This is a genomic window from Nocardioides ferulae, assembly GCF_003660455.1.
GTDB classification, from domain to species: domain Bacteria; phylum Actinomycetota; class Actinomycetes; order Propionibacteriales; family Nocardioidaceae; genus Nocardioides; species Nocardioides ferulae.
This window is the reverse complement of record NZ_QZVR01000026.1, coordinates 1-22,399: the sequence shown is the minus strand read 5'-3', so window position 1 is coordinate 22,399 and position 22,399 is coordinate 1. Positions and strand designations below refer to the sequence as shown.

Genomic DNA, 22,399 nt, shown 5'->3' with positions numbered 1-22,399 from the left:
CTCCTCCCCGGTGCCCATCGAGGGCCGTCTCACCGGTCCTGGTCCGCCCTCGTGCTTCGGGCGTCCCGGTCTCGACACGCCGGTCGCGACCTCGTGCCTCGGGCGTCCCGGCTAGAACACGTTGCGCGGCCGGAACTGCACCGAGATCCGCGGCCCCGCCGCGGCGACCTTGGGCACCGCGTGCTCCCAGGTGCGCTGGCACGAGCCGCCCATCACCACCAGGTCGCCGTGGCCCATCTCGATCGCGATCGACTCGCCGCCGCCGCGGGGCCGCAGGCAGAGCCGGCGCGGATCGCCGAAGGAGACGATCGCGACCATGGTGTCGTGCGACCGGGCCCGGCCGACGCGGTCGCCGTGCCAGGCGACGGAGTCGTTGCCGTCGCGGTAGTAGCAGCAGCCGGCGGTGACGAAGCGCTCGCCGAGCTCGGGCTCGTAGTGGTCGCCGAGCGCCTCGCGGGCCTCGGTGAGCACCGGATGGGGGAGCGGCTGCCCGCCCAGGTAGGTGTGCACCAGGCGCGGCACGTCGACCACCCGGTCGTACATCTCGCGACGCTCGGCCCGCCACGGCACCTCGGAGACCAGCGCGGCGAACACCTCGTCGGCCCGCGGCACCCAGGTGCGCAGCACGTCGACCCAGGCGCCGCGCGTCAGCACCCGCCGCTCGAGCGCGGTGAAGTCGGTCAGCCCGGCGGCCGGCGTCTCGAAGAGCGTCGACTGGAAGTCCATGGCGACCACTGTACGACGGGCTCGAACACATGTTCGATCGCCTGGTCGGGCGAGTCCGGGTCCGGGACGCTCTCAGGGCCGGCTCGGGGTCAACCCGGTGGCGGGGCGGAGCCGCAGCCGACAGGGTAGAGCCATGACGGTCACCCCCACCGCCGCCCCTGCGGCGCGCGTCGTCCACCTCACCAAGACCTACGGCACCGGGCAGGCGCTGGTCCGGGCCCTCGACGACGTCACGCTCGACCTGCACGCCCGCCAGTTCACCGCGGTGATGGGGCCTAGCGGCTCGGGCAAGTCGACGCTGATGCACTGCTGCGCCGCGCTCGACACCGGCGACTCCGGCTCGGTGTTCATCGGCGACGCCGACCTCACCACGCTCAAGGACAAGGCGCTGACCCGGCTGCGCCGCGACGAGGTCGGCTTCGTCTTCCAGTCGTTCAACCTGGTGCCGACACTCACCGCCAAGGAGAACATCCTGCTGCCGCTCTCGATCGCCGGTCGCAAGCCGGACCCGGAGTGGTACGACACCGTGATCGCCACCGTCGGGCTCGGCGACCGGCTCGACCACAAGCCCAGCGAGCTCTCCGGCGGTCAGCAGCAGCGGGTGGCGGTGGCCCGGGCGCTGGTCAGCCGGCCGCGCATCGTGTTCGCCGACGAGCCCACCGGCAACCTCGACTCCCGCTCCGGCGCCGAGGTGCTCGACCTGCTGCGCAGCGCCGTCGACCAGCACGGGCAGACCGTGGTCATGGTCACCCACGACCCCGTCGCGGCCTCCTACACCGACCGCGTCGTCTTCCTCGCCGACGGCAAGGTCGTCGACGAGCTGACGCACCCCACGCGCGAGCAGGTGCTGGAGACCATGGCCCGGATGAGCGACCCGGGCGCAGTCGGGCCGGTGCACCGATGATCCGCACCGCCCTCAAGAGCCTGCTCGGGCGCAAGCTGCGCCTCTTGATGAGCACGTTCGCGATCGTGCTCGGCGTCGCGTTCGTGGCCGGCACCCTGGTCTTCTCCGACACGATGAACCGCAGCTTCACCGCGCTGTTCGCCTCGGTCGTCGGCGACGTCGTGGTGCGGCCCGAGGCCGCGTCGGCCGAGGACCAAGAGGTCTCCACCGAGACCATCCCCGCCACGCTGGTGCGGGAGCTCGCCGAGGTGCCCGGCGCGGCCCGGGTCGACGGAAACGTGTCGGCCATCGGCGTCTTCGTCATCGACAAGGACAACAAGGTCGTCGGTGGCCTCGGCCCGCCCGCCCTCGGCGGCAACTGGACCGACGCTCCGGCCGGGCACGGGCTGACCGGCCTGGAGATCGCCGACGGCCGCCCACCGCAGGGCCCCGGCGAGGTCGTGCTCGACGACCGCACGGCCGAGCGGGCCGGCTACGCGCTCGGCGAGGACGTCACGATCATCACCTCCTCCGGCGCCGAGGACGCGCTGCGCCTGGAGCCGACGCTGGTCGGCATCGCCGACTTCCCCGAGGGCGGCTCGCTGAACGGGGCCACACTGAGCCTCTTCGACACCGCCACCGCGCAGGAGCTCTTCCTCGGTGGCGAGGACGCATTCAACGACCTGTGGGTGACCGCCGAGGACGGCGTCTCCCAGGAGCAGCTGCGCGAGCGGGTCGCCGAGGTGCTGCCGGAGCGGTTCGAGGCGCTCACCGGCGACGAGGCCGCCGACGAGTCGGCCACCGTACTGATCGACAACCTGGGCTTCCTCACCACGTTCCTGCTCATCTTCGCCGGCATCTCCCTGGTGGTGGGAGCGTTCCTGATCGTCAACACGTTCTCGATCCTGGTCGCCCAGCGCAGCCGTGAGCTGGCGCTGCTGCGGGCGCTGGGGGCCTCGCGCCGCCAGGTCGTGTGGTCGGTCCAGCTGGAGGCCTTCGTGCTGGGGCTGCTGGGCTCCACGGTGGGCCTGGGGCTCGGCGTCCTGCTGGCCTTCGGGCTGCGCTTCCTGTTCGGCCAGTTCGGGCTCGACATGTCCGGCCAGTCGCTGGTCTTCGCGCCGCGCACCGTGATCGCCGCCTACGCCGTCGGGGTGCTGGTCACCATGGTGGCCGCCTGGCTGCCGGCACGACGCACCGGCCGGATCGCCCCGGTCCAGGCGCTGCGCGACGACGTCGCGATGCCGGAGTCCTCACTGCACCGCCGGCTGCTGCTCGGGATGGCTCTCCTCGGGCTCGGCGCGGCCGCGCTCTTCGCCGGCCTCTTCGTCGACGTTCCGCGCGCCGGTTGGTTCGTCGGGGCCGGGGTCCTGGGCATCCTGCTCGGGGTCGCGTCGGCGAGCCCGGTGATCAGCCGCCCGTTCCTGGTGGCGGCCCGGGTCGTCTACGCCCGTGTCTTCGGCAGCGTCGGAAATCTCGCCGGCCAGAACTCGCTGCGCAACCCGCGGCGCACCACCGCCACGGCGTCCGCGCTGATGATCGGACTCGCGCTCGCCTGCACCATGGCGATCGTCGGCGACTCGGCGAAGGCCAGCGTCGACAAGTCGGTCGAGGAGAACTTCGTCGGCGACTACATCGTCAGCAACGTCTTCGGTGGCTCGTTCTCGCCGGCGATCGGCGACCAGGTCGCCCGGGTCGAGGGTGTCGACCAGGTCGTCCGCGAGCGCTTCTCCGTCGCGCGCCGCGACGGCGACCAGCAAGGGGTGGCGGCCACGGGCGCCGACGACCTCGATGCGCTGCGCCTCGAGGTCACCGACGGGTCGGCGGACGGGCTCGGCGAGGGCACCGTGCTCCTGCAGCGGTCGTGGGCCGAGGACGAGGGCTACGCGGTCGGCGACACCGTCGAGCTCGACACGCCCGGCGGCGAGCAGGCATGGGAGGTGGCCGGGGTCTTCGAGGACAACCCGGTGGTGTTCTTCCCCATCCTGACCACGCCCCGGACCCTGCTCGAGGCCGGCTACCCCGACAAGGACAACGCCCTCATCGTCTTCGCCGAGACGGGCGGCGCCGCCCGGGGGCTGCAGGACCGTCTCGACCGGATCGTCGAGGAGCTGCCGATCGTCACGGTCAAGGACGAGGCCGGCTTCGCCGAGGAGCAGCGCGAGCCGATCGACCGGCTGCTGCTGATGATCTACGCGCTGCTCGGTCTGGCGCTGGTGATCGCCGTGCTCGGCATCGTCAACACGCTGGCCCTGTCGATCATCGAGCGCACCCGCGAGGTGGGCCTGCTGCGCGCGATCGGGCTCAGCCGCGGTCAGCTGCGCCGGATGGTGACGATGGAGTCGGTGGTGATCTCGCTGCTGGGCGCCGTGCTCGGCGTGCTGCTGGGCCTCGGGTTCGGTGCGGCGCTGATGTACGCCGTGCGCGACGAGGGGCTGGAGGTGATCAGCGTGCCGGTCGGGCAGCTCTCGTGGTTCCTCGGGCTCTCGTTGGTGATCGGCGTGCTGGCGGCCGTGCTTCCGGCGCGTCGGGCGGCCCGGCTCGACGTGCTGCGCGCGATCGCCACCGAGTGAGTCGGCACCGATGCGTCGAGCCGGCGACGCTGGCCTGGGCCGGGGTTGAGAGGGACCTCAATCCCGCTGTATAGGGACCTAGTTCCTACAAACACGCGGACGAGAGGGCTCCGGGCCCTTAGTCTGCAGGGGTGGACGAGGCTCTGGTGACCGACGGGCGCGCGCTGAAGCACGTCCAGGTGCGCGAGTACGTCCGCTCGCTGGTCACCGGCAGCGCCCCCGGGTCGCCGGCTCCCTCCGAGCGGGAGCTCGTGCATCGTTTCGGGGTGGCGCGGATGACCGTGCGGCAGGCGATGGACGCCCTCGTGGTCGAGGGGCTGCTCGAGCGGATCCCGGGTCGGGGCACCTTCGTGGCCCGGCCGCGCCGCACCGCCAGCCGGATCACCAGCTTCACCGAGGAGATGGGCCGGCGCGGGCTGCTGGCCGAGTCCTCGACGCTGCTGGCCCGCCGCGAGCAGGCCGGCCCCGGCGTCGCCAGGGCGCTGAGCCTCACCGAGGGCGACGCGGTGATCCACTGGCGTCGGCTGCGCCGCGCCGACGGCGTCCCGATGTGCCTCGAGGACGCCTACCTCAACGAGGTCCTGCTGCCGGGCTTCCTGCAGAGCGGCATGCCCACCAGCCTCTACGAGGCGCTCGACCAGCGCGGCCTGCGGCCGACCTGGGCCGAGGACTCGATCACCGCCGACGTGCCGAGCCCCGACGAGGCCGCCCTGCTGGAGTGCGACCCCGGCAAGCCGGTGTTGCGCCACTCGCGCCGGGCGATCGCCGGCGAGAAGGTCATCGAGGTCTCCCGCACCGTCTATCGGGCCGACCGGTTCACCCTGTGGGTGCAGCTGGGCCACGAGAGCTGAGACGCCCCAGCTCGGCCACGGCGCGACCGCTCTCCTCGCACACCCACTCCGGGTCGGGCCCCCCGAGGTCGGGGGAGATGTAGAGCGCGTGCGCCGGCGCGTCACCGCACTCCTCGCACAGCGGCCACCGGCCCACGGTCTCGAGCAGCGCGTCCTGGACGTCCTGCGCGACCAGTCCGGCGACGTACACCTCGCCCTGCGGCCACTGCTCGGCCCACCACCGGCGCGCCGAGCAGGCCTCCTCGAGCACCGACACCGCCGCGGCGTCCGCCCGCCCGCACGCGGTCAGGTCGGCGAGCACCCGGGCCCGGGCGTCGAAGAGCAGCGCGTTGTCCACGACCTCCATTGTCCGGCCCGCTCAAGGGCCTACCGTCGGGACATGGCCGAGGTCGGGCACGAGAGCAGCCGCGAGAGCAGGACCGAGACGCTGCTCGAGGTGACGGTACGACGCCCGCGCGATGTCGCGGGTGCCCGCGAGGGCGGCGCGGACCGGCTGCACCTGGTGGCCGAGACTGCCGCGCAGCCCGACCGGGTCGGCACCTCGCCGGAGCCGGCCGTCGTGTCGGCGGTGTGCCGCGAGGCGGACCTCCCGGTCTTCGTGATGCTGCGCCTGGGTGACTCGTGGACCACCACCGGCGGCGAGCTGGCCCGACTGGTCGGCCTGGCCGAGAGCTATCTCGGCGGCGGCGCGGCAGGGGTCTCGTTCGGCTTCCTCGACGCGAACCTGGAGGTCGACGAGGAGGTCTGCGGCCACCTCGCCGAGCGCCTGCGCGGGGTGCCGTGGACCTTCCACGGCGCCGTCGACGACGCCCTCGACCCGCGACGCGCCTGGCGGGCACTGCTGCGCCTGCCCGGGCTGGTCGGGGTCTGCTCGGGCGGATCGCCGCAGGGGCTCGCCGTCGGGTACGACGACCTGCTCGCGGCCGCGACCGACGACCCGCGGGTCGCGGCGCTGCTGCTCCCCGGCCCGGGCCTGGTCGCCGAGCAGGTGCCGTGGCTGGTGCGGGCCGGAGTGCGCCAGTTCCACCTCGGTCCGCAGGCGCGCCCGGGCGGCAGCCACCGCGCCGACGTCGACGCCTCCCTGGTCCGGTCCTGGCGGCTGCTCGTCGACAGCACGGTCGCCCGGCTGGGCGGCCGGCCGGCGGTGGAGCGGTGAGCGTGCTCGTCGATCCGCCGCAGACGCCCGGCCACGGCCGCTGGTGGTCGCACCTGGCCAGCGACGCCTCGTTCGAGGAGCTGCACGCGTTCGCCCGGCGGCTGGGGATCCCGGAGCGCGGCTTCGACCGCGACCACTACGACGTGCCCGCCGAGGCCTACGAGGCGGTGGTCGCCGCGGGTGCCGAGCCGGTCTCGAGCCGCGAGCTGGTCGCCCGGCTCCGCTCTGCCGGCCTGCGCCGGCCGCGGTCGCCGGCCGTCGGGCCCGGTGGCTCGAGCCGTCGATCGTTCACCGACACGCCGACCAACCGCGGGAGTCAGTGACGGGTCGGCGTCAGGCCGGCGAGCTCGCGCTCGATGTTGCTGCGCGCCGCGGCCTCCCAGCGCTCGCGGGCGTAGTCGGTCGCGAACAGGTGCGGCCTGGCGGTGAGGCTGTGCAGCACCCGGGTGCGGCCCTCGCGGAACGCCTCGTCGTCGAGGTGGGCGAACTCGCCGCGCACCGCGGCGACGTACTCGTCGTAGCGATCCTCGGGCGCCGCCAGGATGGCCAGGTCGGCGTCGGAGAGCACCGACCCGTTCGCGTCGCCGGGCTCGGGGTGGTGGGTCTCGGTGAGCCGGACCAGCCGGGCCACCTCGGCGACCGCCTGCGCGGTGAGCAGCCCGGCCAGCGCCTGCTCGGCCCAGACCGCGGAGCGCTCCTCGGCGTCGCGCTCCCCGTCGTAGACGCCGTCGTGGAACCACGCGGCGAGCAGCACCGGGAGCCGCTCGAAGCCGATGCCGGACGCGCCGAGCTCGTCGATCCGCGCGAGGACCTCGGCCAGGTGCCGGGTGTCGTGGTAGCCCCGGGCCGGGTGGTCGTAGGCGCGCAGCAGCTCCTCGCGCAGCTCGGTGAGGTCGGGGAGGGGCCAACTGTCGCCGAGGTCCACGCCCGACATTCAAGCATCCGCTACGGTGCCGCGGAACGCCCGCACGAGAACGCGTTCTACCCCGACGTCATCAGGAGGTACCACCATGGCCGCGAGCAACGAACGGATCCGCGAGGTCGTCGAGGCCTACGTCGCGCTCGTCGGAGACGGCACCGCCGACCAGGTGGTGGCGCTGTACGCCGACGGGGCGACCGTCGAGGACCCCGTCGGCAGCGACGTGCTCACCACCCGCGAGCAGATCCACGCCTTCTACGCCACGCTCGAGGGCCTGGAGCAGGAGACCCGGCTGCTGGAGGCCCGCATCTGCGGCGGCCAGGCCGCGTTCTGCTTCGAGGTGCGCACCAAGGCCGAGGGCGCGACCTACGTGCTGGCCCCGATCGACGTGATGACCTTCGACGACGAGGGCCGGATCACCAGCATGCGCGCCTTCTGGGGCGAGGGCGACATGCGCGTCGAGGGGTGACCGGGCGCGGTCAGCGGCGGCGCCGGGGGGCCTCGCCGACGAGGCAGTGCGCGGGGGTCCCTTCGTCGATGACGTGCGGCAGCACCACGTCGCCGAGCTCCGTCTGTCGGCCGGTGGTCACCGCCAGGTCGTCGAGAGCGGTCGACTCGAACTGGCACCAGAACTTGCCGAGCATCCAGCCGCCCGCGTCGGCCAACGGGTCGACGACGACGGTGAGCCCCTGCTGGCTGGTGAGCTGACCGTCCAGGGTGAACCGCCCGTCGTCATCGGTGCTGGTGCGGTCCAGCACCGTGCCGTAGCCGTCGAAGAGCCGGACCTCGGCGCGCTTCATCACGACGGTCGGGTCGAGCTCGTCGACCACGCGGCCGGTCAGCCAGCCGCCGCGGCGGGTCAGCCGGAAGTTGCCGAACGCGGGTCGGCGAGGGGTCACCCGGCCCTTCTCGACCGCGCCCTCGCGGCCCAGCCAGATGCCGGCGCCGGGCACGACCATCCGGTAGCGGCCGGGGGCGAGCCCGGTGAACCTCGCGGTGCCGCCCCGGGCCTTGGTCACCCAGTACTGCCCGGTGCGCCGGCTGACCGCGGTCACGAACACCGACTGCCGGAGCTGGCCGCGGGGTGTGAGCAGGTTGACCAGCAGGCTTCCGGCCCGCTTGCTCATCCGCAGTGAGGTGTTGACGACGTGCCCGGCCTCGAGCTTCGGCACCCAGCTGCTGGGGCCGACCCAGGTGGCGGCGCGGTCGTAGCCGAACACCGAGTAGCTGCCCGCGGGCAGTCCGCCGATCGCGAACCGCCCCCGGCCGTCGGCGCGGGTCTCGAAGGAGCGCTCGTCGGTGCTCGCCGCGACTACCCGGGCCTTCGACGCGGGCCGGCCGTCGGCCAGCACCGTCCCGGTGATCGCCGCTCCCGGCTGCATCCGCACGTGCTTGATCGTGACGTCGCCCGCGCGGACCCGCACGAAGACGTCCGTGGGGGCGTACTTGGTGACGTCGTAGGAGGGGCGCAGATCGGTGAACTGCAGCCAGTAGCCGCCGGCCGGCAGCGAGACCGAGTAGACGCCGCCGAGCTGCTTGCGGGTGCCGAGGTAGCGCCAGTCCGCGGTGAACCAGGTCATCCGCACCCGCGGGGCGCCGCGCTGCGCGCCGGTGATCGCGCCCTGGACCTTGCCGGGGCCGACCCGGCTGCCGGACCCGGTGTCGGCATCCGACACCTGGGAGGCGTCCTCCGCGTGCGACGCCGGGGACGGCGCGACTGCGAGCAGGAGCGAGGCCAGCAGCGCCAGCACCAGCGAGACGCCGGTACGGCGGGGCAGCGAGGTCGCGGCGTGGGTCACGGGGGCTCTCCGGGGGGTGGCCGGGGTGCATCCCCAGCGGCGTACCCACCCTAGGAACGCCGGCTTCAGTGGCGCTCAAGCGCGGCTCAGCCTTTGCTCAAGATCGCCCCATCCACGCGCGATGACCGGGCAGCGTCACGAATCCGGGGGACCTAGGTCCCGACGGGTCCCGAGGCGTTGCCTCGGGTTGACGGGCGGTGCAAGGGTGGGGGACATGACGGCCCAGGTCGAACAGGTGCAGGCGGACAACGAGAGTGCGGGCGCCGCGAGCCCCGCGAAGCGCGAGGTGGGGGTCACCGAGCTGGCCCTCCGAGACGCGCACCAGAGCCTTATGGCCACCCGGATGGCGTTGGAGGACATGGTCGACGCGTGCGCCGACATCGACGCCGCCGGCTACTGGTCGGTGGAGTGCTGGGGCGGCGCCACCTACGACTCCTGCATCCGCTTCCTCAACGAGGACCCCTGGGTGCGGCTGCGCACCTTCCGCGAGCTGATGCCCAACAGCAAGCTGCAGATGCTGCTGCGCGGCCAGAACCTCCTCGGCTACCGCCACTACGAGGACACCGTCGTCAACAAGTTCGTGGAGAAGTCGGCCGAGAACGGCATGGACGTCTACCGCACCTTCGACGCGGTCAACGACGTGCGCAACGTCCGCGAGGCGATCAAGGCCGTACGCCGCGTCGGCAAGCACGCGCAGGGCACGATCTGCTACACCGAGAGCCCGCTGCACACCGTGCAGGGCTACGTCGACATGGCCCACGAGCTGATGGAGCTCGGCTGCGACTCGCTGTGCCTCAAGGACATGGCCGCGCTGCTGCGTCCCCAGCCCGCCTACGACATCGTCAAGGCGATCAAGGACTCCCTCGGCCAGGACGTCCGCATCCACGTGCACTGCCACGCGACCACCGGCGTCACGCTGGTCAGCCTGATGAAGGCGATCGAGGCCGGCGCCGACGTGGTCGACACCGCGATCTCCTCGATCTCGATGGGCCCGGGCCACAACCCCACCGAGTCGCTGGTCGAGATGCTCCACGGCACGCCGTACACCACCAACCTCGACGACGCGCGGCTGCTGAAGATCAAGGACCACTTCGCCGGCATCCGGCCGAAGTACACCGAGTTCATGTCGGCGATCACCGGTGTCGAGACCGAGATCTTCAAGAGCCAGATCCCCGGCGGCATGATCTCCAACATGGAGTCGCAGCTGCGCCAGCAGGGCGCCGGCGACCGGCTCCGCGAGGTGCTCGAGGAGGTGCCGCGCGTCCGCGAGGTCGCCGGCTTCCCGCCGTTGGTCACCCCGTCCAGCCAGATCGTCGGCACCCAGGCGGTCTTCAACACGCTGATGGGCCCCTACAAGGTGCTCACCGCCGAGTTCGCCGACCTGATGCTCGGCTACTACGGCGCGACGATCGGTCCCCGCGACGCCGAGATCATCGCGGCCGCCCAGGCGCAGACGAAGAAGGAGCCGATCGACGTCCGGCCGGCCGACCTGCTCGAGCCGGAGTGGCAGAAGCTCTGCGACGAGGCCAACGCGCTCGAGGGCTCCGACGGCACCGACGAGGACGTGCTCACCTACGCGATGTTCCCCGGCGTCGCCCCGAAGTTCTTCCTCGAGCGGCCCGAGGGCCCCAAGAACGTCGGCAAGGACCCCGCCGAGGTCGCCGCGGAGAAGCTCGCCGCGTCCGCCCCCGGCACCGGCCCCGTCAAGGGCCCGATCAACTACTCCGTGACCCTGGACGGGCGTGCCCACAGCGTCACCGTCGAGCGAGCCTGAAAGGGGCCTCTCGTTGAGCAAGCACAAGCACCACGTCGCCACGATGGAGGAGCGCACCGCCGAGCTCCTCGAGAAGCGCGCCAAGGTCGAAGCGGGCGGCGGTGAGCGCCGCCTGCAGAAGCAGCACGACCAGGGCAAGCTGACCGCGCGCGAACGCATCGACGCGCTGCTCGACCCCGGCACCTTCGCCGAGACCGGCATGTTCGCCATCCACCAGTCCACCTACTTCGGGCTCGACAAGGCCGACATGCCCGCCGACGGCGTCGTCACCGGCGAGGGCGCGGTCCTCGGGCGCCCGGTCCACGTCGCCAGCCAGGACTTCACCGTCGCCGGCGGCTCCGCGGGCGAGGTGCACTCCGACAAGGTCGTCGCGGTGATGGAGGCCAGCCTCACCACCGGCACGCCGTTCGTGTTCATCAACGACTCCGGCGGCGCCCGGGTGCAGGAGGGCATCGGCTCGCTGGCCGGCTACGGCCGGGTGTTCTACACCAACGTGCTGCTCTCCGGTGTGGTCCCGCAGGTCTCGATCATCTCCGGGCCCTGCGCCGGCGGCGCTGCGTACTCCCCGGCGCTGACCGACTTCATCATCCAGACCCGCAAGGCCCACATGTTCATCACCGGGCCGAACGTGATCGCCCAGGTCACCGGCGAGCAGGTCACCTCCGACGCGCTCGGTGGCGCCGACGCCCACATGGCGCGCTCGGGCGTGACCCACTTCGTCGCCGACGACGACGAGCAGGCGATCCTGATCGCGAAGAAGCTGCTGAGCTTCCTGCCGCAGAACAACACCGAGGACCCGCCGATCGTCGACCCCGACGACACGATCGAGGCCGACCCCGAGCTGCCCGCGATCGTGCCGGTCTCCGACAAGAAGGGCTACGACGTCCGCGAGGTCATCGGGCGGATCGTCGACCGGGCCGACTTCCTCGAGGTGCAGGCCGGCTACGCCCCCAACATCGTGATCGGCTTCGGCCGGATCACCGGACGCACGGTCGGCATCATCGCCAACCAGCCCAGCGTGATGTCGGGCGTGCTCGACATCAACGCCTCCGACAAGGGCTCCTGGTTCGTCCGGTTCTGCAACGCCTTCAACATCCCGCTGGTCACCCTGGTCGACGTGCCCGGCTTCCTGCCGGGTGTGGCGCAGGAGCACGGCGGCATCATCCGCCACGGCGCGAAGATGCTCTACGCCTACTCCGCGGCGACCGTTCCGAAGGTGACCGTCGTGCTCCGCAAGGCCTACGGCGGCGCCTACCTCGCGATGTGCGCGAAGGACCTCGGGGCCGACAAGGTGTTCGCGTGGCCGACCGCCGAGATCGCGGTGATGGGCGCCGACGGCGCGGCCGAGATCGTGTTCCGTCGCGAGATCGCCGATGCCGAGGACCCCGTCGCCAAGCGCGCCGAGCTGGTCGAGGAGTACCGCTCCACGTTCAACACGCCCTACGTCGCCGCCGGGCGCCGCCTGGTCGACGACATCATCGAGCCGGCCCGCACCCGCGAGCACATCTCGAAGGCGCTGGAGATGCTCGCCTCCAAGCGGGCGCTCCGGCCGGCCAAGAAGCACGGGCTGGGCCCGACGTGACCGGCGGGGTCGAGATGGCCGAGACGACGGTCGCCGAGCTGCTCGACGCGGTCCGCGGGCTCACCGCGCGGGTCGAGCAGCTGGAGGCGGAGCTGGCCGAGGTGCGCGCCCTGCAGGCGCAGGACGTGCCCGAGGACGTGCTGCTCGCGATCTCCGCGGCGGTCGCGGCCTTCCTGGGCCACCGGGCCAAGGTCAAGCAGGTGCACTTCCGCACCGGCCAGGCCTGGGCCCAGCAGGGCCGCGTGGCCGTGCAGGGGCACCACATCATCCACGGGGCCCGTTGAGGCCGGGAGGACAGACATGCAACTCAAGGTGACCGTCAACGGCCAGTCCTACGACGTCGAGGTGGAGGTCGAGGAGGAGCCCAAGCCGACCCTCGGCGCGATCTTCATGGCCGGCGGCAGCTTCTCGGCCCCGCCCGCGGCGGCGGCCCCGACCGGCGGCGACGGTGACGGGGTGCGTGCGCCGCTGGCCGGCACCGTGGCCCGGATCCCCGTCGAGGAGGGCCAGCAGATCGAGGCCGGCGCGGTGCTGGTCGTGCTCGAGGCGATGAAGATGGAGACCGAGATCACCGCGCCCGAGGCGGGCACGGTCGGAGCGATCCTGGTCAAGCCCGGTGACGCGGTCACCGGCGGCCAGGTGCTCGTCGAGCTCTCCTGACCACAGGCCTCACCCGCGGCGTCGTCCCAGACGCCCCCAGACGCCGGAGGTCCGGGCCCCCCGGCCCGGCGCCATTGCCCACCGGAGCGACCCTCCGGTGGCGACGGTGCCGAGTGGGCCCGGACCGCCGTGCGAGATCGACCTCGGCTCGGCTCAAGCCTCCAGGGTCATCGCGGCGCGCGCCTGCCGGCCTGGTGTCATCGCCCACCGGATCGTGCCGGTCGCGGCGGTGCCGAGCGCCCGGACGACCGTGCGCTCGGCGACCGGCAGCCACGGCAGCCGCAGGTGCGGGCGGGTCCAGGCCGGCATCAGGCCGACCGCGGCCGCGACCAGCACGGCGTACGCCGGTCGGGCGGGCAGCGGCAGCGGCGGCTTGAACAGCAGGTAGCGGACCGCCTCGCGGGCCTCGGGGGTGCCGCGCAGCTCGGGACGGTACGCCGCGAGCGCGGCCGCCAGCTCCGCCTCGCTGGTCGGCGGGTCGACCACGCCCAGGCGGCGCGCGACCTCGCCGATCTGGGCGACGTACTCGTCGCGCTCCGCCTGGTCGAGCGGTGCGGCTCCGTAGGCGGTGTGCGCGCGAAGGAAGCTGTCGGCCTCGGCCACGTGGACCCAGCGCAGCAGGTGCGGGTCGGAGGCGGCGTAGGGGGTGCCGTCGGCCATGGTGCCGGTGACCCGCTCGTGGATGCGCCGCACCGCGTCGACGGCGGCCTGGGCGTCGGCCTCGTGGCCGAACGTGGTCACCGCGAGGAAGGTGCTGGTGCGGTGCAGCCGGCCCCACATGTCGCCGCGGAAGCCCGAGTGGTCCGAGACCGCCTTCATCGCCGCCGGGTGCAGCGTCTGCAGCAGCAGCGCGCGGATGCCGCCGACGAACATCGAGGCGTCGCCGTGCACCCGTCCGATCGGGCTGGCCGGGTCGAACCACCGCGGCCCCGGCCGGCCGTGGATGCGGGCCGCCTGCCGCGCTCCGTCGGGCCCGGCGACGCGCAGGAACAGCGCCTCGCCGAGGCGGTCGCGCACGGGGCCGAGGGTGCGCTCGCGCACGGTGTGGAGAGCCGCGGGGGCGGACAGGGTCGCCATGGTCCGAGGGTAGGCGGTCGCCGGTGGCGGGTCAGCGCTCTGCGAGCAGCGCGGCCACCCCGGCCTGGACCTCGAGCCAGCGCCGCAGGAAGGCCGCCTCGTCGCGGCGCCGCCGTCGCAACCACGAGGTGACCTCGTCGTTGCACTTGCTGGCGTTGCAGGGCCCGCAGGCCGGCACCACGTTGTCGAGGGTGTAGCGGCCGCCGCGCGAGATCGGCAGCACGCAGTCGCGCTGCAGCGGACGGTCGGTGGCGCCGCAGTAGGCGCACCCTCCCCACGCCTGCTGCAGCACCCTCCACTGGGCGTCGGTGAGGTCGTGTTCGACGCGGCCCATCCGCGTCTGCCGGCGCCGGGCCGCCCGCTGGCGCTGCCGCTGGCTGGGCCTGCGCACCACGCGCCGGGGGGTCGTCACAGCCACCAGGCTACGAGGCTCAGACCTCCCAGCTGCGCAACCAGATGCCGTGTGGCGACTCCTCGAGGTGCTGCAGCGAGATCTCCGAGAGCGGCTCGGCGGCGTCGGTGACCACGTAGCCCAACTCGCCCCGGGTGGAGAGGTACTGGCCGGTGACGTTGTCGTTCTGCTCGGCGAGCACCTGGTTGAACGCGGCCAGCACGCCGGGCACGTTGTCGTGCAGGTAGCCCACCCGGAACCCGGAGTGCAGCTTCGGCGCCTGCACCTGCGGCAGGTTCACCGACAGCGCGGTGTTGCCGCCGTGGTGGAACGCGGCCAGCTTGTTGGCGACGAAGTAGCCGATCTCCTCCTGGGCCTCCTGGGTGGAGCCGCCGACGTGCGGGGTGAGGATCACGTTGTCGAGGCCGCGCAGCACCGACTCGAACGGGTCGCCCTGCGCCTTCGGCTCGACCGGGAACACGTCGAGCGCCGCGCCGGCGATGTGGCCGGACTCGATGTGGGCGCGCAGCGCCACGTCGTCGACGACCATGCCGCGCGAGGCGTTGATGAACAGCGCCCGCGGCTTCATCTTCTCGAACTGCTCGGCACCGAACAGTCCGGCGTTGCCCGGCCGGCCGTCGACGTGCAGGCTGACGACGTCGGCCTCGGCCAGCAGGGCGTCGAGCGTCGGCATCCGGCGGGCGTTGCCGTGCGCCAGGCGGTCGGCGGTGTCGAAGAAGATCACCCGCATGCCCATCGACTCGGCCAGGTTCGACAGCTGGGTGCCGATGTTGCCGTAGCCGACGATGCCGAGCACCCGGCCGCGCACCTCGTGGCTGCCCTTGGCCGACTTGTCCCACACCCCGGCGTGCATCTTCTCGCTCTTCTCGTGCAACCGCCGGGCGAGCGCGATGATCTCGCCGATGACCAGCTCCACGACGCTGCGGGTGTTGGAGTAGGGCGCGTTGAACACCGCCACGCCCTGCTTCGAGGCCGCCGCGAGGTCGACCTGGTTGGTGCCGATGCAGAAGCAGCCGACCGCGCGCAGGTCGGGCGCGTTCTGCAGCACCTTCTCGGTGAGATGGGTGTTGGAGCGGATGCCGAGCAGCTCGACGCCCTCGAGCGCGGAGACCAGCTCGGTCTCGCCGAGCGAGTGGGAGCGCAGGTCGACCTCGAACCCGCGGCCCTGGAGGACCTCGACGGCGACCGGATGGATGTTCTCGAGCAGCAGCGCCTTCACGACCACCCACCCTAGGTCTCCGCGGGCGCCGCGCCGATTCGGCGCCGTACCGCGGACACGGCGATAACCGTTCGCGCGCGTGTGCATGCGGGGCGCACCATCGGGCCATGGACCTGACCGAGGACGCCTTCCGGGCGCTGGCGCAGAGCTCGCCGTGGCGCTGGCGCAGCCTGCACTTCGCGCACCGCTCCCGCTGGGGGCGGGTGGAGGCCTGGGTGCGGCGGCCGGGGCTGATGCGCGTGCGGGACTCCGGCGGCCGCGAGCACCGGGTCGACGAGCAGGAGCGGCGCGATCGAGGCCGGGTCTACTTCTTCGTCAGCGACGATCCCGGCTTCGTGCCCCCGGCCCCTCCTGAACCGCGCTGGCCGCACGAGGTCGAGCCCGTGTGGCGCGACGACGGGCTCGTCGGGGTGCGGCCCGACTCGAACTCCTCGCCGGTCGAGTACGACGACCCGATGTGGCAGTCCTACGACTGGGTGGCGATGCTCGACCCGGTCGAGCTCAGCCACCACACGGGAGTGTCGGGGCTGCGCGAGGAGGAGCGGGCCGGGCGGCGCACCTGGTGGGCCCGGATGACGGCGCAGGAGGGCTACCAGCCGCGGTGCGGCTGCTGCGCGCTGCTGTGGTCGTGGTTCTCCGACCGCGACGAGTACGCCGACGAGGACGACGACTCGTGGGTCCCCGCCCCCGGCACGGTCTACCCCGACGCCTACGACGTCGCCCTCGACGTGCAGACCGGCGTCGTGGTCGAGCTGCGGCCGATCGGTGGCAAGCGCGAGGACCTCGGCTTCTCGGTCGAGATCCTCGAGGTCGACGCCGACCTCTCGGAGCTGGTGCCGGACTGACCGGCGCGGACCGGTCTGGGCCTGCTCAGCGCAGGAGGGACGCCGGCCGCACGGTCACGGCGTACGGCGTGGCGGCGGTCCACTCCTGCTCCGGGCCGACGTCGGCCACCTGCTCGTAGCGGCCCTCACGCAACTCCCAGGCGAGCAGCCGCGGCTCGTCGGGGTCGACCGCCCAGTACGCCGGGCAGCCGGCGGCCTCGTAGCGCTCCCGCTTCAGACCCAGGTCGAGGCGCCGGGTGCTGGGCGAGAGGACCTCGACCGCGAGCAGCGGGGCGCCCGAGATGTCGCGCCGGGTGACGTGGCGTCGCCTGGTCACCAGCAGGTCGGGCTGGAGCACGTCCGCGGCGCCGAGCACGACGTCGACAGGGGCGAGGAACACCTGCAGATCACCGGGGCAGGCGCTGCGCAGGAGCAGGTGCAGCTCGCCGACGACCACCTGATGTCGTGGCACCGGCGCCGGGGTCACGACCAGGACCCCGTCGATGAGCTCGTGGCGACGCCCGTCATCGGGCAGCGCGTCGAGCTCGTCCCGCGTCAGCGGGCCGGTGTGGGGGCCGGTGCGGGGGAGCGTGGTCACGAGTTCCATGGTGCCTCACGACGTCGGGACGGGTCACCGGTCGATGGTGACCCGTCCCGACGGATCGTGCAGCGGCCCTCCACAGGCCCGATGGGTCGGCAGCCGTGTCAGCCGATCTGCGGCAGCCGCGCCATCGCCGCGGCGACGGCGTCCTCCGAGAGCGGGTCGTCCTCGAGGTGGCCGGACAGGTAGGAGTCGTAGGCACCGAGCTCGAGCAGCCCGTGTCCCGACAGCCCGACGACGATGACCGGCTCGGCGCCGGTCTCGGCCGCGGCCAGCGCCTCGCGGCGTACCTGGGCGAGGGCGTGGGAGGACTCCGGCGCCGGCACGATGCCCTGGGTGCGGGCGAACTCGATCGCCGCGGCGAAGCACTCGTTCTGGTGGAGCGCGGTGGCCTCCATCAGGCCCTCGTGGACGACATGGGAGATCAGCGGCGCCATGCCGTGGTAGCGCAGACCGCCAGCGTGGATCGGCGACGGCACGAAGTCGTGGCCGAGCGTGTACATCTTCATCAACGGGGTGAGCCCGGCGGTGTCGCCGAAGTCGTAGCGGTACTCGCCGCGGGTCAGCGTCGGGCACGACGACGGCTCGACGGCCAGCAGCCGCGGGCTCTGGTTGCCGGCGAGCTTCTCCCGCAGGAACGGGAACGCCAGGCCGGCCAGGTTCGACCCGCCGCCGGCGCAGCCCACGACGAGGTCGGCGCCGGACTCGCCGGCCTTGGCGAGCTGACGCACGGCCTCCTCGCCGATCACCGTCTGGTGCAGCAGCACGTGGTTGAGCACCGAGCCGAGCGCGTACTTCGCCTCCGGGGCCTGCGCGGCCAGCTCGACGGCCTCGGAGATCGCGATGCCCAGCGAGCCGGGGTGGTCCTCGGCGAACGCCTTGCCGGCCTCGGTCATCCGGCTGGGAGAGCGGTGCACGGTGCCGCCGAAGACCTCGATGAGCGTGCGGCGCTGCGGCTTGGAGTCGAAGGACGCGCCGACCTGCCACACCTCGCAGCCGAGCCCGAACAGCGAGCAGGCGTAGGCGAGCGCGGTGCCCCACTGGCCGGCCCCGGTCTCGGTGGTCAGCCGGGTCACTCCGTTGAGGGCGTTGTAGTAGACCTGCGGCACCGAGGTGTTGGTCTTGTGCGACCCGGCGGGGGAGACCCCCTCGTACTTCACGTAGATGCGCGCGGAGGTGCCGAGCTTCTCCTCCCAGCGGCGGGCCCGGATCAGCGGCGAGGGGCGGTACTGCGCGTAGACCTCGCGCACCGCGTCGGGGATCTCGATGTAGCGCTCCCCGCTGACCTCCTGGGCGATCAGCTCCGGTGGGAACAGCGCGGCCAGGTCGTCGGGGCCGACCGGCTGCTGCGTCGCGGGGTGCAGCGGTGGCGGCGGAGGCGTGGGCAGGTCGGCCACGATGTTGTACCAGTGCGTCGGCTGCTCGGACGCGTCCAAGGTGTAGCTGACCTGCTCCATGGGTTCTCCCCTCGTCGACGGATGGGCCCGAGCCGCGGGCATCGTATGCCCGCGGCGTCCTGCCGGCGCGGACGATCTCACAGCACCGACGTGCCGAAGTCCGCGCGCGGGGCCGGACCGGTGGCGTAGGTTCACGGCACGGCGTCCCCGACGGAAGGCTGCCCCGGAGCACGGCCATGATCTGCCCGACCTGTCAGCGGCCCACCGACGGCGTGCGGTTCTGCACCCTCTGTGGCGCACCGCTGCCCCCTGCCGCGTCCTCCGCCGCGCCGCCTCCGGGTCCCCCGTCCGGGCCGCCTCCCTCCGGGCCGCCGCCCGGGTGGTCGCCGCCACCTCCTCCGGCCGGACCGCCGCCGGCCGGACCGCCGCCGGCCGGACCGCCGCCCGGGTGGTCACCACCTCCGCCGGGGTCGCCCGGCTCGGCGGCGCCCGGACAGACCTCGACGGGCGGCGACTACGACTATCTGTTCGCCGACGGGGCCGCGACGGCGTCCGCTCCGGCACCGACCGGCCCGCCCGCTGCGCGGCGCGGCCGGGGGCCGGTCCTCGGCGCCGTCGCGGCCGGCGTACTGCTGCTCGCGGGGGCGGCGACGGCCGCCGGCCTGCTGCTGACGGGCGGCGACGACGACGAGGAGTCCGCTCGGCCCGAGGTGACCCGAGCGCCGTCGAGCGACACCGCGAGCCCGAGCGAGGCGGACCCGCCGACGGCCGAGCCCAGCGAGCCCACGGAGCCGAGCGAGCCCAGTGAGACCGCCGGGCCGCAGCCGCAGGGGCAGCTCACCGCGCGGGTGCGCCGGCTCCCTGGAGGGCTGTCCTGCGCCGACCTGGCGGCCCGCGACCTGACGTTCCCGCTCGCGGTCGGCTACTGGAACCTGCACCAGCGGCCGATCTCGATGGACGGCGACGCCAACGGCATCCCCTGCGAGACCGTCTATCCCCCCGAAGCGGTGCGGGCGCTCTTCGGCTCGCTCGTCGACACCGCCGTCCCCGACGTCACGCTGCTGCCGGCCGGCCTGGACTGCGCCTACTTCACCCGCTTCCAGATCGACTACCCGTACGCCGTGGCCTACTGGCGCGACGAGCCCGACCTGGCGGTGATGGACGCCGACGGCAATTCACGCCCCTGCGAGGACGCCTACCCGCGCCGCGCGGTCGCGGAGTTCTGGCGGTGACCGGTCCCCGGCCCCGGGGTGCGCGTCCACTCCCGGTGCTCGTCGCGGTGCTCGTCCTGGTCGGCGTGCTTGCCGGCTGCGACGGGTCGTCGGACGAGACGGCCGGCGCGCCCGAGGCCTCAACCGCGGCGACCGGGGCGTCCTCCCGCGCCACCGGCGACCGGACCGCCCCGAGGCCGTCGCCGAGCGCCACGCCGCCCGCGGCGTCCGCGCGGCTGCGCTACGCCTTCCCGATCAGGGGCTGCGAGGTCAGCTATGCCACGGTCCACCACCACTACCCGGCGGTCGACATGTTCGCCGAGCGCGGCTGTCTCTTCGTCGCGCCCGTCTCCGGGCGGGTCGACGAGGTCACCCGCGTCGACACCTGGTCGGCGGCGGTCAACGACGGCGCCACCCGGAGCGGCCGGTCGGTCTCGCTCGTCGGGGACGACGGGGTCCGCTACTACGGCTCGCACCTGGAGGCCGTGCTGGACGGCGTACGCCCGGGCCGGCGCGTGACCGCCGGCACCCCGTTGGGCCGGATCGGCGACAGCGGCAGCGCCGCGGGCACCGGCACCCACCTGCACTTCGGGATCAGTTGGCCGACGCCGCCGGAGCACTGGTGGATCCGCCGCGGCACGGTCGCGCCGCAGCGCTACCTCGACGCCTGGCGCGAGGGGCGGCAGGCGAGCCCGGCCCAGGAGGTGCGCCGCGCTCAGCGGCGGTTCGGCGACGACTCGGAGTGCCGCACCTACTGCTGACCCGACGGTCGGCTCGCCTCGGCCAGGCGGAGCTCCCGCGCTCGCAGGCGGTGCTGGAGGAGCGGGTCGTGGGTGACCACGACGGCCGTGCCGGGGTAGCCCGCCAGCGCGCGCTCGAGGTCCTCGACCAGCGCCGGGGAGAGGTGGTTGGTGGGCTCGTCGAGCAGCAGCAGGTCGGCGGGGCGAGCGAGCAGCCGGGCGAGGTCGACGCGCCGGCGCTGACCGACCGAGAGGGTGGCGATCGGCCGGCGCAGGTCGTCGGCGTCCAGCAGCCCGAGGTCGAGCAGCTCCCCGGCGAGGTCCTCCGGGTGCAGGCCGCGGCCGTGGGCATAGGCCGCGAGCACCGTCGTCCCCGGTGGCCATCGCGTGAGCCCCTGGGCGAGATAGCCGACGTGGCGCGGGACGAGGACGGATCCGGAGGTGGGTCTCACGCGTCCGGCCAGCACACCCAGCAGCGTGCTCTTGCCGGCGCCGTTCGGGCCCGTCACCAGCAGCCGCTCACCCGGGTGCAGGCGCAGCTGCGACAAGCTGAGCCGGCGTTCGACGACGAGGTCGCCCACCAGCACCGCCGGGTCGTCGCCGCACGCCCCATCGCTGGTCTCGAAGGCGGCGGCGAGGGAGAGGGGCGCCGGCGGCGCGGGGACGGGGTCGGCGAGCAGCCGGCGGATCTGTTCCTTGGAGCGGCGGATCCGTCGCGTGGCGCCGTGGTCGCGGCTGCGGGCCCGGAAGGCGCCGTGGCCGAAGCCGTCGAGCTCCTGCTTGCGCGGGATGGCCTCGGTGCGGGCGGCGTTCGCCGCGACCAGTGCCCGATGCCGCTCGAGGTCGCGTCGCCAGGCCTCGTGGGCCACCCGCTGGCGCTCCCGCTCCACCGCCTTCGCGGCCAGGTAGCCCCGGTAGCCGGAGCCGTACCGGCGGGCCCGGCCGCGGTCGAGCTCGAGGATGCCGGTCGTGAAGCGGTCGAGGAAGCCCCGGTCGTGGGTCGCGACCACGACGGTGCCGCGGTGCCGGGCGAGCCGTCCCTCCAGCCATGCCAGGGCATCGGCGTCCAGGTCGTTGGTCGGCTCGTCGAGCAGGAGCAGCTCGGCGTGTGCCGACAGGGCGACCGCGAGCGAGAGCCGGGCCTGCTGGCCCCCGGACAGCGTCTCGACCGGTCGGCCCCGGTCGAGCCCGCCCAGCCCGAGCGCGGTCAATCCCGACTCGACGCGCAGGTCGGCGGTGCGTCCTTGGCGCGCGTCAAACGCCGCGGTCAGGGCGGCGTACCGGTCCAGGAGCGTCGGGAGCCGGGTCTCCGGGACGGTGCCCATCTCGACCTCGACGGCGCGCATCTCGGCCTCGAGACGCCGCAGGTCGGCGAGCAGGTGGTCGACGGCGTGCTGCACGGTGCTGCCGGGCGGCAGGTCGAGCGTCTGGCCCGCGTGGGCGAGGCCGCCGGGCACCACGACGCGGCGATGGCCGGCAGTGGGCGCGAGCTGCCCCGCCAGGAGGGCGAGGAGCGTGGACTTGCCGGATCCGTTGTCGCCGACGACGCCGACGCGTTCGCCGGGTCGCAGCGTCATGTCGATGCGGTCGAGGACCAGGCGATCGGCGTACCTGAGGGAGGCGCCGGCCAGGGCGATCTGGGTGGGTGTGGCTGCAGGGGTGGTCATGGGGGATCCGTTCCCGGTCGCGCCCCGGCGCGGCCGAACGAAGAGCACGAAGACGGTCGCTCGCGCCGGCCCCGCGAGGGCAGGCGCGCTCAGGACCCGCTGCGGCGTACGCCGACCGGGGCCGTCAGGACGACGGCGTCAGCGGCGGCGAGAGGGACGCAGCGTCCCGGTCGTGCTCTTCAGAGTTCCCATCGGGAAGAGGGTAGGCGGAGAGCGCGGCATCGCACCATCGATTTGTGTCCTCGGAGTACACGGTCAGGGCGAGAGGGCATCGAAATGTGCGACGGCAGCGGCATTCCACTCACAGTGGGGCATCTAGGGGTTGTATTCA

General features: G+C 73.3%; 23 protein-coding genes. 13 read left to right on the top strand and 10 right to left on the bottom strand.

The genetic code is table 11. The features are described from left to right. Positions 1-111: 111 nt before the first annotated feature. Entirely contained in the window at positions 112-726 is a 615-nt protein-coding gene (locus D6B71_RS19930; RefSeq protein WP_121258362.1) for an alpha-ketoglutarate-dependent dioxygenase AlkB, read from the bottom strand. Positions 727-859: 133 nt separating this feature from the next. Between D6B71_RS19930 and D6B71_RS19925 the strand changes: the two genes are divergently transcribed. The 3 genes from D6B71_RS19925 (at position 860) to D6B71_RS19915 (ending at position 5,030) form a co-directional block, all read left to right on the top strand. Beyond that, on the top strand, positions 860-1,630 hold the full coding sequence (locus D6B71_RS19925; protein WP_121258360.1) for an ABC transporter ATP-binding protein: 771 nt from the start codon (positions 860-862) through the stop codon (positions 1,628-1,630). After that, positions 1,627-4,179, top strand: a complete 2,553-nt coding sequence (locus tag D6B71_RS19920) for an ABC transporter permease (RefSeq protein WP_121258358.1) — start codon at positions 1,627-1,629, stop codon at positions 4,177-4,179. The genes D6B71_RS19925 and D6B71_RS19920 overlap by 4 nt, the downstream gene beginning before the upstream one ends. A gap of 131 nt (positions 4,180-4,310) precedes the next feature. Continuing rightward, positions 4,311-5,030: a GntR family transcriptional regulator gene (locus D6B71_RS19915; protein ID WP_240641587.1), complete on the top strand. Its 720-nt coding sequence runs from the start codon at positions 4,311-4,313 to the stop codon at positions 5,028-5,030. On the opposite strand, the gene D6B71_RS19910 is transcribed toward D6B71_RS19915, so the two are convergent. Next, positions 4,996-5,376, bottom strand: a complete 381-nt coding sequence (locus tag D6B71_RS19910; protein ID WP_121258356.1) for a hypothetical protein — start codon at positions 5,374-5,376, stop codon at positions 4,996-4,998. The two genes, D6B71_RS19915 and D6B71_RS19910, sit on opposite strands and share 35 nt — an antisense overlap. A 33-nt stretch (positions 5,377-5,409) precedes the next feature. Here D6B71_RS19910 and D6B71_RS19905 point away from each other — a divergent pair, with 33 nt between their 5' ends. Together D6B71_RS19905 and D6B71_RS19900 are read left to right on the top strand one after the other, a co-directional pair. Then, positions 5,410-6,186, top strand: a complete 777-nt coding sequence (locus D6B71_RS19905; protein WP_121258354.1) for a copper homeostasis protein CutC — start codon at positions 5,410-5,412, stop codon at positions 6,184-6,186. Between the two features lie 2 nt (positions 6,187-6,188). After that, positions 6,189-6,509 carry a DUF4031 domain-containing protein gene (locus D6B71_RS19900; protein WP_240641586.1) on the top strand — a complete coding sequence of 107 codons (321 nt, stop codon included), beginning with the start codon at positions 6,189-6,191 and terminating at the stop codon, positions 6,507-6,509. On the opposite strand, the gene D6B71_RS19895 is transcribed toward D6B71_RS19900, so the two are convergent. Next, entirely contained in the window at positions 6,503-7,111 is a 609-nt protein-coding gene (locus tag D6B71_RS19895) for an HD domain-containing protein (protein WP_121258440.1), read from the bottom strand. The genes D6B71_RS19900 and D6B71_RS19895 overlap by 7 nt on opposite strands. A gap of 85 nt (positions 7,112-7,196) precedes the next feature. Here D6B71_RS19895 and D6B71_RS19890 point away from each other — a divergent pair, with 85 nt between their 5' ends. Beyond that, positions 7,197-7,574, top strand: coding sequence for a nuclear transport factor 2 family protein (locus D6B71_RS19890; RefSeq protein WP_121258350.1), 378 nt, complete (start codon positions 7,197-7,199; stop codon positions 7,572-7,574). Between the two features lie 10 nt (positions 7,575-7,584). Here D6B71_RS19890 and D6B71_RS19885 read toward each other — a convergent pair whose 3' ends face one another. Then, on the bottom strand, positions 7,585-8,904 hold the full coding sequence (locus D6B71_RS19885; protein ID WP_121258348.1) for an MSCRAMM family protein: 1,320 nt from the start codon (positions 8,902-8,904) through the stop codon (positions 7,585-7,587). Positions 8,905-9,235: 331 nt separating this feature from the next. On the opposite strand from D6B71_RS19885, the gene D6B71_RS19880 reads away from it, so the two are divergent. From D6B71_RS19880 to D6B71_RS19865, 4 genes are read left to right on the top strand one after another with little or no spacing between them, the layout of a single operon-like run. Continuing rightward, entirely contained in the window at positions 9,236-10,678 is a 1,443-nt protein-coding gene (locus D6B71_RS19880; protein ID WP_240641595.1) for a methylmalonyl-CoA carboxytransferase subunit 5S, read from the top strand. Positions 10,679-10,721: 43 nt separating this feature from the next. Beyond that, positions 10,722-12,260: an acyl-CoA carboxylase subunit beta gene (locus D6B71_RS19875; RefSeq protein WP_121258437.1), complete on the top strand. Its 1,539-nt coding sequence runs from the start codon at positions 10,722-10,724 to the stop codon at positions 12,258-12,260. A 14-nt stretch (positions 12,261-12,274) separates the two neighbouring features. After that, positions 12,275-12,544: a hypothetical protein gene (locus D6B71_RS19870; RefSeq protein WP_121258435.1), complete on the top strand. Its 270-nt coding sequence runs from the start codon at positions 12,275-12,277 to the stop codon at positions 12,542-12,544. A gap of 16 nt (positions 12,545-12,560) precedes the next feature. Then, on the top strand, positions 12,561-12,920 hold the full coding sequence (locus D6B71_RS19865) for an acyl-CoA carboxylase biotin carboxyl carrier protein subunit (protein WP_121258346.1): 360 nt from the start codon (positions 12,561-12,563) through the stop codon (positions 12,918-12,920). A gap of 153 nt (positions 12,921-13,073) precedes the next feature. Here the strand turns inward: D6B71_RS19865 and D6B71_RS19860 are convergent, their stop codons facing one another. The 3 genes from D6B71_RS19860 to serA are packed head-to-tail and all read right to left on the bottom strand — an operon-like array spanning position 13,074 to position 15,628. After that, positions 13,074-13,997 (bottom strand): oxygenase MpaB family protein, encoded by a 924-nt coding sequence (locus D6B71_RS19860; protein WP_121258344.1) that lies wholly within the window; start codon positions 13,995-13,997, stop codon positions 13,074-13,076. Between the two features lie 31 nt (positions 13,998-14,028). Continuing rightward, the gene (locus tag D6B71_RS19855) at positions 14,029-14,409 is read right to left on the bottom strand and encodes an HNH endonuclease (RefSeq protein WP_240641585.1); all 381 of its coding nucleotides are present in this window, start codon (positions 14,407-14,409) and stop codon (positions 14,029-14,031) included. A gap of 19 nt (positions 14,410-14,428) precedes the next feature. After that, a complete protein-coding gene (gene serA / locus D6B71_RS19850; RefSeq protein WP_121258431.1) occupies positions 14,429-15,628 on the bottom strand; it encodes a phosphoglycerate dehydrogenase in 1,200 nt (399 codons plus the stop codon). A 107-nt stretch (positions 15,629-15,735) separates the two neighbouring features. Here serA and D6B71_RS19845 point away from each other — a divergent pair, with 107 nt between their 5' ends. Continuing rightward, positions 15,736-16,473, top strand: coding sequence for a hypothetical protein (locus D6B71_RS19845; protein WP_121258342.1), 738 nt, complete (start codon positions 15,736-15,738; stop codon positions 16,471-16,473). A 25-nt stretch (positions 16,474-16,498) separates the two neighbouring features. Here D6B71_RS19845 and D6B71_RS19840 read toward each other — a convergent pair whose 3' ends face one another. Next, the gene (locus D6B71_RS19840) at positions 16,499-17,059 is read right to left on the bottom strand and encodes a Uma2 family endonuclease (RefSeq protein ID WP_121258340.1); all 561 of its coding nucleotides are present in this window, start codon (positions 17,057-17,059) and stop codon (positions 16,499-16,501) included. Positions 17,060-17,157: 98 nt separating this feature from the next. Continuing rightward, a complete protein-coding gene (locus tag D6B71_RS19835) occupies positions 17,158-18,510 on the bottom strand; it encodes a TrpB-like pyridoxal phosphate-dependent enzyme (RefSeq protein WP_121258338.1) in 1,353 nt (450 codons plus the stop codon). A gap of 176 nt (positions 18,511-18,686) precedes the next feature. Between D6B71_RS19835 and D6B71_RS19830 the strand changes: the two genes are divergently transcribed. Then, complete coding sequence (locus tag D6B71_RS19830; RefSeq protein ID WP_121258336.1) at positions 18,687-19,682, top strand: hypothetical protein; 996 nt, start codon at positions 18,687-18,689, stop codon at positions 19,680-19,682. Continuing rightward, the gene (locus tag D6B71_RS23215; RefSeq protein WP_206051866.1) at positions 19,679-20,422 is read left to right on the top strand and encodes a M23 family metallopeptidase; all 744 of its coding nucleotides are present in this window, start codon (positions 19,679-19,681) and stop codon (positions 20,420-20,422) included. The genes D6B71_RS19830 and D6B71_RS23215 overlap by 4 nt, the downstream gene beginning before the upstream one ends. Here the strand turns inward: D6B71_RS23215 and D6B71_RS19820 are convergent. Further along, positions 20,413-22,068, bottom strand: coding sequence for an ABC-F family ATP-binding cassette domain-containing protein (locus D6B71_RS19820; protein WP_121258334.1), 1,656 nt, complete (start codon positions 22,066-22,068; stop codon positions 20,413-20,415). The genes D6B71_RS23215 and D6B71_RS19820 overlap by 10 nt on opposite strands. Positions 22,069-22,399: the final 331 nt, after the last annotated feature.